The sequence below is a fragment of the Chitinophaga ginsengisoli genome, from assembly GCF_003014595.1.
Taxonomy (GTDB): Bacteria; Bacteroidota; Bacteroidia; order Chitinophagales; family Chitinophagaceae; genus Chitinophaga; species Chitinophaga ginsengisoli.
This window is the reverse complement of sequence record NZ_PYGK01000030.1, coordinates 1-8,941: the sequence shown is the minus strand read 5'-3', so window position 1 is coordinate 8,941 and position 8,941 is coordinate 1. Positions and strand designations below refer to the sequence as shown.

Here is an 8,941-nt window from a genome sequence, read left to right as displayed (position 1 = left end):
TTCTCCTTCCCATTAAACCCATAACGATAGCCCCCTGCGCAACTTTACTCCTACAGGCAACCAGCCCTGCACGCTTTTTTACTCAAAGAACTGCCACTAAGATATTGTTTTTTCTTTCATCTGTTTTTCAGCTGAAAGAAAAAAATAATCCAGACCACTCCGTAGCCTGGATTATTGTACTTTAGTATTGCTTTTAAGTAGACAGACTATTTAGAGCAATACTTTCCCGGGCACCTCACTGCCCGGGCCTTTTTTGACTATTACGCCAACGGCTGTACCAACTCCATAGCCTGTGACGGCGGTGTACCTGGTAACGGTCCAGGGCTACACCATCATAATGCGTCTGCTCGTAACCAGGCCACTCCCGACGCTGTGCATTCAGCTCTTCCAGCAACTCTCCTAACTGCTCTGCACTATAACGCTGACGGCCATAACCGGTACTCTGCAGGTAGGATAAGGCCCGACTACGCTGCTCATCACCGCGGCCACAGATATCCATACTCACATGATCAATAAACTCCTGCAACATACGGTGAACAGGCACACCCAGCAGGCGGCTGAGTAAGCGTAATTGCGCTGGGATGCGTAATTCATGATGCTCCCAGCTACTGTGGCAACGTTTGCCCTTTACTTTTCTTCTCTTCATTGTTTTGGTTTAAGGATAATTAATAATGGATAGGCGGAACCGGGGCTATTCCCCGGTCGATTCATTCAACAACTCTCCATAAGCGATCAGGATAGTTTGGATACTACTACCATGCAGTAATATCTGACCCTCGTACTGCTCCTGGAACGAAGCTTCATCTGCTTCCTTTACTTCCATGATAGTCAGTTCTCCGGTCTGTTTTTTAATCAGATAATAATTCATAATTAATTGATTTGATGGTGAGTAAAACGCCTGCCGCGGACAGGCTTTTAAAAGAAAAAAAAGAAAAAAAGAAAGCTGTCTCCCCTGCCGCCGCCGATCCAGGCCAAAAGGAAACGGAATAAATGCGTGGGATTCTGACGATGACTAACCAGATAGGGCTGGTGCAGGATATAATGACGAGCATATGCACTAACGCTTTATGCCGTAGTCTTTTGGCTGCTGGGTGTTATATTAGCTGGGTTATGCACTAATGCTGACGCGGCGGCTATCTTTGCGCCCTTTTTTTGCTTTTTTCTTTTAAAAACATGTCTTCATCCGCGCATCAGGGAACTATCCCCTGGCTGCTATAATCTCCCGCCTAATAGCGATCCACCGCCACCACCGCCATGCCGCCACGGCTGCTGGGGCGGGAGTGCGTAGCGCAGCGTAGCACGGAGCCGCAGCTAGCCGCGCCTAGTCCTTGTTAATAGCCAGGAGCGCAGCGGATGGCAAAGACAAAAAGATAAGGCCGTGGCGGCTAGGCAGGTGGCGGACTAACGAGAGGCAGCGTAGGGATGGCTGTAGCAGAGCCAACGTGCGCGAGCCGCCAGACCGGGAGCTGCCCGAACGTAGGACGAAGGGGCGCAAAAACTGTGACAGGTTGCGCATAGAACCCCGTTGCATACGGAACACTTGCGCGCAACCTGGCGCAGTTTTTTGTTCGACCCGAGGACGGAGTGAGACCGCTTTTCCTGGAGACTAGTAATACGGAGGCCACGTACTGATGGTAGAAGGCTTTGGCACAGTCAACCAACATTAGACGTTTACGGAGATAGAAGGATTCGAACCTGTCCCCTAAAAACAGCCACTGGCAACGATCTTGATTTTTAAAAAAGTAAAGTGCCACGATTATGCCACAATAATCACCATAAGATCACTTGGAGAAGAAGGGATTCGCCCCCTTGAACCACTACTCATTTCACCGGATGATACAGCTCTATAGCCGCCTGTAAACGCCCTACATCGTCCTGACGATACCTTTCTGTACTGGATGGGTATTTATGACCTGCGAACTGCTGTACAACCCCTATATCATGCCCCTGTGTAAACAGGTTAGCGATCACACTCTGGCGGATGCGCTGGGCGCTTACCTCTCTGCCCCGGAACATACTCTCGTAACTGCGTTTTACATGCTTACTGATATCTTCACCTGCCATCCCATTACCTCGCTGGCCGATTAACAGCAACTCACTTTCCTGACCGCCCAATAATACTGGGCGTACCTCCTGCAGGTAGCTACTCAACCAACCTATCTGTATGGGCTTGAGCGCCAGTGTGCGACTATTGGTAACCGCCGTACGCCCGATATATACTGAACTACTTTCCAGTAACACATCCTGGACACGTAATGCGGCCAGTTCTCCCACTTGTAAGCCCTGGTAGATCAATAAGCTCATTAACACCTTATTACGTAACCCAAGCACGCTAAAACGCTCTTTGCGCTCCAGTAACTGTTCCAGTTCGCTGCTGCTGAACAGGTCCTGCAGCTGGATGTCTCGGCTTCGCCTGTCACGCAGTTTAATCCCTCGTGCAGGATGATCCGACCGCTGCCCCGTATAACACAGGTAATCATAATAAACTTTAATACTGCTCACGATCCGGTTTAAGGTATGGCTGTTACGGTAGTGATGACGAAGGACGCCTATATACCCCATTAAGTCCTTATAAACGGCTGTAGAAGCCTCGGAGTAACCGGATAAAAAGATGTCTATTTCGCGGGCATAGGACGCCGCTGTAGATGGGGTGTATTGCTGTTGTAGATACTGTTCCAATGTCATAACTGTTGTAATTGATGGGCGCCAACCTTCGCATAGATCTGTGTCGCTTCCAGGTGCCTGTGGCCTAAAAAGTCCCGTACATATTCAAGGCTCATACCGCCCTGCAACAGATGCGTTGCTATACTGTGACGCAGGTAATGTGGTGTGATCCCCTCCCATAGTCCCGCACGTCTGACCACACCTTTTAGTAAATGATTATAACTCTCTCCACTCATCGCCTTACCTACACGGTTCAGCATAAAGGCACTCTTATCACTGTCCCTGCCTTTACGCCACTGTTCCAGGTAGGTGGCTAACTCCCCTGCTACTTTACCCGTCAACGGGATCACACGACGACTGGCTCCTTTGCCTGAACGTACATACAATAACCGGTGCCTGGCTTGTACATCACGGATGCTTAACTTCACTGCCTCACTACGACGAAGACCACAACTATAAAACAGGTGTAACATCACCCGCTCCCGGATGCTGGGCGCTGCACTAAACAAAGCCGTTATTTCATCCAGGCTCAGTGCCTCACGGCTGTTACGCTCACCTCTGCGGAACTTTAACCCGCTCATCGGGTTATAACTGATCCCTCCACTGGCCTCCTGCCAGCTAAAGAACACTTTCAGCGCATATACATAATGGCTGATCATCCCCGCACTTAATGCCCCTTCTCGGCGCTTTAAAGGCCGTATATGCAGCCATTCGTAAAAATCAAGAATACTCCTCGGCCCAATCTCTGTTAGCCGCTTAAAACGCCCGTATTGCAAAAAATCACGTACACAGTAGGGTAACATATGCTGTGTACTATCACTATAACCGCTCTGTTGTAAGTATTGCTTAAAAAGTGTAGGATAATGATGCATGGTACCGCTATGATCTTAGATATACTTTTTACCCCCCTTGAGCATTTTTCCGGAACACGGAACACAAGACACTTTTTCCAGTATTTACGCAGGTTCCAGCGTTCCACTGGCGTTCCGTAGCGTTCCAACTTCCGGGGCTTTAGTACCGCTATGATCTTAAATATACTTTTACCCCCCTTGAGCATTTTTCTGGAACACGGAACGCAAGGCACTTTTTCCAGTATTCACGCAGGTTCCAGCGTTCCACTAGCGTTCCGTAGCGTTCCAACTTCCGGGGAGGGACTACCTGTTTTAATAGCTGTGATTTGGGTGGACAGGTGGGATTTGATACGGTCTCTTAACCCCTGATAGTTGTCCCAGTATACTATCTTATAGATAAACCCTTTATTAACGTGGCCGCCACAGGGACGGATATATTCTAACCGCGTCAGGTCATTAGCATAACGGAACACTTGCGTTTTACTGATCTTTAAGCCCTGACGGATTTCACGTAAGCTAAACTCTGCCTGATTGTAATGCTGACCATATTGACTACGCAGGTAGTCCTTTAACTGTTCATAGAACTGACGAAGACTGCCGTCCAGTTCATCTACTTTCAGTACTATACTGTCGAACATAATACTAATGGCCTGCTCTATATCACTGATCTCTGCTACCAGACGGCCTTTGCTGTCTTTGGTACGCTGGTACTGATGTACCAATGTTACCATCTTCACAAAGTTTAAAAACAGGTCATGTAAACGACGGATCTTATGTGCATCCTCTGGCAACTGTAAACGACCTGCATAAGGATTCACTACTTCCAGTGGTTCCAGACAACGTACCAGATTACGGATAAAACCTTTACTTTCCTGTTCCTTGCGGGCGTCTGTCTCTCCTGCTGCCCTGCTATTCTGATAGCCTATAATACGCCTGGTCTGCTCGGGGCTCTCGTCTACCGCTATCAGGAACACACGGCTCATATTGTCCTCATAGATCTCCCCATGTGTGGTACAAGCAAGGCTGGCTATCGGACCTCTCACTGTCTTCTGCCCACTAGTGATCTGACCATTTTCCAGCTTGATACTGGTCGCACTATTTAGCTCCCCATTGCTTTGCAGCTCCCGGAACGCAAACTCTGCTTCCTCACTCAACCCGTCTATATCTTCTAAGCATAGTAACCGATTCATAAAGTAGCGCTCAGGGTAATTGTATAACACTTTATCACTTACTCGTGTCAACCGTGTCACCTTCTCCGGTGGCATACAGTCGGATACCTGCTTTAACAACCTGGTCTTACCACTGCCACTACTGCCCTGTATCAGCGCATGTAACGGCGCAGGCATCTTGTAACTCAGCGCTACCTGTAATAAAAATAACCGGTTGCTTTCCTCGCCTACTATACCCGTTTCGCCCAACAGCTTGTTCAGGTTCTCCAACAAGCCAACCTCCCGTAAAAAACGCTCTGCAGCACTGCGCTCGCTAACACTTAAAGTATAACCCTTTGCCTCTTCTCCTGCTGCTGGCTCTTCCTCCCGTTCACGGTACTGATCCAGCAGGTCAGTTAACCGGTATAGATCCTGCTCCAGGATGTCTTTTCGAAGCCCCAGCTTCTCACCTACTTCCCTGCATAATTTCTCTACCTGCTTATCCTCATACAGGTCCAGCTTATTACGGCTCTTCTGCCCATTATCCTTCCGCTCAACTACCAGCGTTACCTTCATGCTGTCCAGCTGTTTACTCACACCTCCCTGCACATAATAAATGGCCAGCTCGCCGCTGTAGCTTAGCTTATAGGGATTACTACTGTCCAGTATAGAGGTGGCTGATAAAGGCGCTGCAACTGGCCCAGAGGCAGGAACGTTTTGTTTTTCAACTGATTCAACTGAAAGAAAAAAATCAGTCCGACTATTTAGCAAGTGAGGGAAGATCTCAGCACTATGACTAACACCCATACTGTTGATGTCTTCGCCTTCCGGTAGCTGTAAGGTGCTGATTAACACATTGGGTAACTTATCTTTAAAAGTAGTGGCGTATTTCGCAACTGCCTTCCGTCCCGCTTCATCCCCATCAAAAGCAAAGATGATCTCCTGCAGGTGGGTTAAGCCTTTGATGGCCGCTTCATGTTCTGCGGTTAGACCATTGGTACCATAACAGGACAGGATACCGTATGAGTTAGATATTTCATTACACTGTAACAGCGTGGCCGCATCTATTACTGATTCGGTCAGTATCAGTCTTTGCACATCTGGCTTCGGATAACATGGATAAAGACCACTCCGGTCCTTTAAGTAATAATGACGTTGCGTGTCATCATTAATTGTACTGCGGAAGTACATACCGCTGATCTCGCCTTTATTATTACGCAACGCAAACACAATACAATACTTCCCAAAAGGCCTGTAGCCCTGTCCACCGTTGCTATTTGTACCCCATGGAGACAACAACCCTGCCTCCACACAGACCGCTATCAGCTGATCATCCCTACGCCTGCCATGATGGAACTGTCCTGTATTATAACCGATCTCTAAACGTGCCGTTTCTAAGCCCCTGCTTTGTATATACTCCTGCGCAGGCTTGCTGTTATGCACCGCATTCTTAAAATAAGTGAACATGTAGTTCAGCGTCTCTTCCCGGTTGTAGTTCCTTGCTGGACTAGCGGTAGTATTACCACCTATTAACGCCTTACACTTCAGGATAGCTTCATGTTTACTGCAGCCTTCCTTGTACATCACAAAGTCTATTACGTCCAATGGCTTGCCATGCGTCTTACAGTTACTGCTAAAACAATAACAGCTATGCGTCTTGTAATACACCTGCAGGCTCGGTGTCTTGTCATCATGGAACGGACAGTGTAATCGCAGGTGCTTATCCGGTTTTAACCCGTAATAAGATAGCACCTGCGATAACGTTAGCTGCTGCTTAATGGCTGCTATTTCCATCATAAGCCTTTTTAATGATCAGCTTTTCCTTACCTACTATGATATCTATTGGGTCGCCTACATTAAAACCTGCTTCTTCCAGCCATAGACCCCGCACATTTAGCCAGGGCACATTACGACCTCCATGCCAATGTTTACTTAATGTCTGGTACCGACCGTGAACTTTACCGCGTCGGAGTGCCTTGTTTGCTGGTCCCATAAAATATTTTTTTGTCAAACTTATTTGGCAAATGTAAATATCTCTTTCCATTTCAACAACAAACATTGATTTCTTTTGCCAAATCAATTTGACTAATTTTGCCTACAAGTCAATAAAATCATTGGCTTTAGGCAACTATGTTGAACATTGGAGAACGCATAACGCAACTTAGAAAACAGCAAAACCTCTCCCAGGACGAACTGGCAAAGAAGGCCGAAGTTTCACGTACTATAATTGGTAATTATGAGCGCAATGCTAACACCCCATCCATTGAAGTGCTGATAAAACTCGCAAAGGTGTTTAATGTAACGGTGGATTACCTGATCGGAGAAGGACAGTTATCCGCCTTTGATAAGGATTTGCTAAAACGGATTGAGGATATTGAAAAACTCGATGCCGAGACCAAACAACATCTATTTTTCCTTATTGATAATGTGATTCAGAATTATAAAACTAAAAAGGCTTTTGATAAATAATTCCTTTTTACAAAAAAAAGTGTGTACACCACTTGTTAGATGCATTTCTCGCTAAATCTAAACTGCAAGAGATACTTAAATAAAGATGCCCGGTGATCACCGGGCATCTTTATTCTATAATCAATAACCTCATCCTTGTAACATACTCTTAGAAGAACATATTAGATTAACTGTAATGTTACGTATTATAAATATCGTGCAAAAACTCAGAGTCCGGACTATTCAGCATTAGACTCTCATTACTTGACTCCTTCTTATACCATAATTCCAAACGACCTTTCCCAGGGCCTTTTTCTATGGCCCTAACTCCATCTATAACACAAAGAAAGCCAAAAATCGTGCTCTGAACAGACTCTAGCATAATTTGCTTAACCATGTCTTTGCCTGACTCGTTCAAGGTATTATAGAATGCTGACATCTTTTTAAACTCTTCACTGGGAAGTTTGCTTTCCTCAAATTCCTTTATTAAACTATTAATAGTAGACTGTTCTACTGCCGTTCTAATTGCATTTACAAATTCCTCATTATTCATCGAATCTTTTTTTAAATGACTCAGGATATTTTGTTTTATTAAGTTCAATTACTTTAAGTAACACCGTTGACGGAATAGGCGTACAACTCCGCAAATATAAGATTTCACTTGCCAGCAATCCTCGCGCACTCTTTACCTCTGTAAATCTTACAGATCGAATGTTTCGATGAACCGTCAAGGGCAATGCTATAGACACCCCTGTATTAATATCAAATTTCTTTATCAATCTTACTGCATCCTTAGCATTAGGTATATGATGTAAATCCAACATGTTATTGTGTTTTAGGTGCTCTCGGCGGTCTTACATAAGAAGTTGGGAATTGAGCTTTAGCCATATTTAGCAATCGTTCTATGTAGGTATTTGCTACTCCCGCCTGCCTCAAGTTCCATGCGTCATTTCCCAAAAGCTGTCTTGGTGTACCAGTATAAGTTCCTTTTGTCCTTGGTATCGCCCTATGAGTAACTTCATTCAAAGCAATTGCTGTACCTGTTTCTGGCCTATAGCCAGGTATAACTTGCCCCGCAGGATGTTTTTGTGGCACATGATGCAAATCTAAATGATCTCCAACATCTGATCGATCCTGCAAATCTTTATACTCACCGATATCATATTCCTGAACTGGCTGCCTGTTCTGACCATTAGCTGCATTGGCCAATACTACCGGAGCTTGCTTTATTTCAGCATTTACTGTTGGTTTCAAAACAGCAGCCTCACTACCAGAGACAGCAAACCCCGTCGACAAGTTCCCTCCGCCGCCTTCAGGCAGAGGTAGCGAAGAAACTACTAGCGCAGATCCATTAAAATAGCCCGCTTCTGTACCATAGAAACCAAGACTCTCAGGAGTCCTACGCATAAGACCAAAAGAAAGTAATCTATTCCCTCCTTCTATCATCCCAGCTCCCGATGCTCGAAGGTTGCGTACCCCCTGACGAACATCTCCCTTGATCTGATCCAAACTCTTGGGCTGTATATTGGCTACTTTATCAAAAGTCTCTCCCGCTTTAGAGGCATCTCCCCCCATTCCATACATTAATATCATATACGCGGCTCTCGCACTTGTATACCAACCGGGAGGATCTGAGTAATTCCCTAATACATCACTATATAATATCGGACTATTATTAAGTGTCGCATATTCACTGATGCCCGTAACAGGCTCCGGATCAAGATTCCATCTCCTGCCTATTCTACTATCATACTCCCAGAACTGTGCAGTATAATTATTATCTCCTAACTCACTCGAGTGCTCTTGCCCATTAAACCCATAGCGATAACC

Annotated in this window: 11 protein-coding genes; 2 read left to right on the top strand and 9 right to left on the bottom strand. The window is 45.8% G+C overall.

Features of this window, described 5'->3' with window-relative positions:
• Window positions 1-185 (top strand): hypothetical protein (locus CLV42_RS34235; RefSeq protein ID WP_211303578.1); only part of this gene is annotated, 185 nt, incomplete at its 5' end.
• 50 nt (window positions 186-235) lie between these two features.
• On the opposite strand, the gene CLV42_RS33360 is transcribed toward CLV42_RS34235, so the two are convergent.
• From CLV42_RS33360 to CLV42_RS33340, 6 genes are all read right to left on the bottom strand, one after another.
• Window positions 236-646 (bottom strand): hypothetical protein, encoded by a 411-nt coding sequence (locus CLV42_RS33360; protein ID WP_106606287.1) that lies wholly within the window; start codon window positions 644-646, stop codon window positions 236-238.
• 45 nt (window positions 647-691) lie between these two features.
• Complete coding sequence (locus CLV42_RS34090) at window positions 692-868, bottom strand: hypothetical protein (protein WP_170117744.1); 177 nt, start codon at window positions 866-868, stop codon at window positions 692-694.
• Window positions 869-1,821: 953 nt separating this feature from the next.
• Window positions 1,822-2,685 carry a tyrosine-type recombinase/integrase gene (locus tag CLV42_RS33355; RefSeq protein ID WP_106606286.1) on the bottom strand — a complete coding sequence of 288 codons (864 nt, stop codon included), beginning with the start codon at window positions 2,683-2,685 and terminating at the stop codon, window positions 1,822-1,824.
• Window positions 2,682-3,323 (bottom strand): tyrosine-type recombinase/integrase, encoded by a 642-nt coding sequence (locus CLV42_RS33350; RefSeq protein ID WP_245901803.1) that lies wholly within the window; start codon window positions 3,321-3,323, stop codon window positions 2,682-2,684. The genes CLV42_RS33355 and CLV42_RS33350 overlap by 4 nt, the downstream gene beginning before the upstream one ends.
• A gap of 437 nt (window positions 3,324-3,760) precedes the next feature.
• Entirely contained in the window at window positions 3,761-6,460 is a 2,700-nt protein-coding gene (locus CLV42_RS33345) for a CHC2 zinc finger domain-containing protein (RefSeq protein ID WP_106606284.1), read from the bottom strand.
• Window positions 6,438-6,656 carry a SymE family type I addiction module toxin gene (locus CLV42_RS33340; protein WP_106606288.1) on the bottom strand — a complete coding sequence of 73 codons (219 nt, stop codon included), beginning with the start codon at window positions 6,654-6,656 and terminating at the stop codon, window positions 6,438-6,440. Before CLV42_RS33340 ends, CLV42_RS33345 begins: the two co-directional genes overlap by 23 nt.
• A gap of 137 nt (window positions 6,657-6,793) precedes the next feature.
• On the opposite strand from CLV42_RS33340, the gene CLV42_RS33335 reads away from it, so the two are divergent.
• Window positions 6,794-7,132, top strand: coding sequence for a helix-turn-helix domain-containing protein (locus CLV42_RS33335; protein WP_106606283.1), 339 nt, complete (start codon window positions 6,794-6,796; stop codon window positions 7,130-7,132).
• 178 nt (window positions 7,133-7,310) lie between these two features.
• On the opposite strand, the gene CLV42_RS33330 is transcribed toward CLV42_RS33335, so the two are convergent.
• The 3 genes from CLV42_RS33330 to CLV42_RS34085 all read right to left on the bottom strand — a co-directional run.
• Entirely contained in the window at window positions 7,311-7,664 is a 354-nt protein-coding gene (locus CLV42_RS33330) for a hypothetical protein (protein WP_106606282.1), read from the bottom strand.
• Window positions 7,657-7,935, bottom strand: a complete 279-nt coding sequence (locus tag CLV42_RS33325; RefSeq protein ID WP_106606281.1) for a hypothetical protein — start codon at window positions 7,933-7,935, stop codon at window positions 7,657-7,659. The genes CLV42_RS33330 and CLV42_RS33325 overlap by 8 nt, the downstream gene beginning before the upstream one ends.
• Window position 7,936: 1 nt before the next feature.
• On the bottom strand, window positions 7,937-8,941 hold a 1,005-nt coding region (locus CLV42_RS34085), incomplete at its 5' end, for an RHS repeat-associated core domain-containing protein (RefSeq protein ID WP_211303577.1).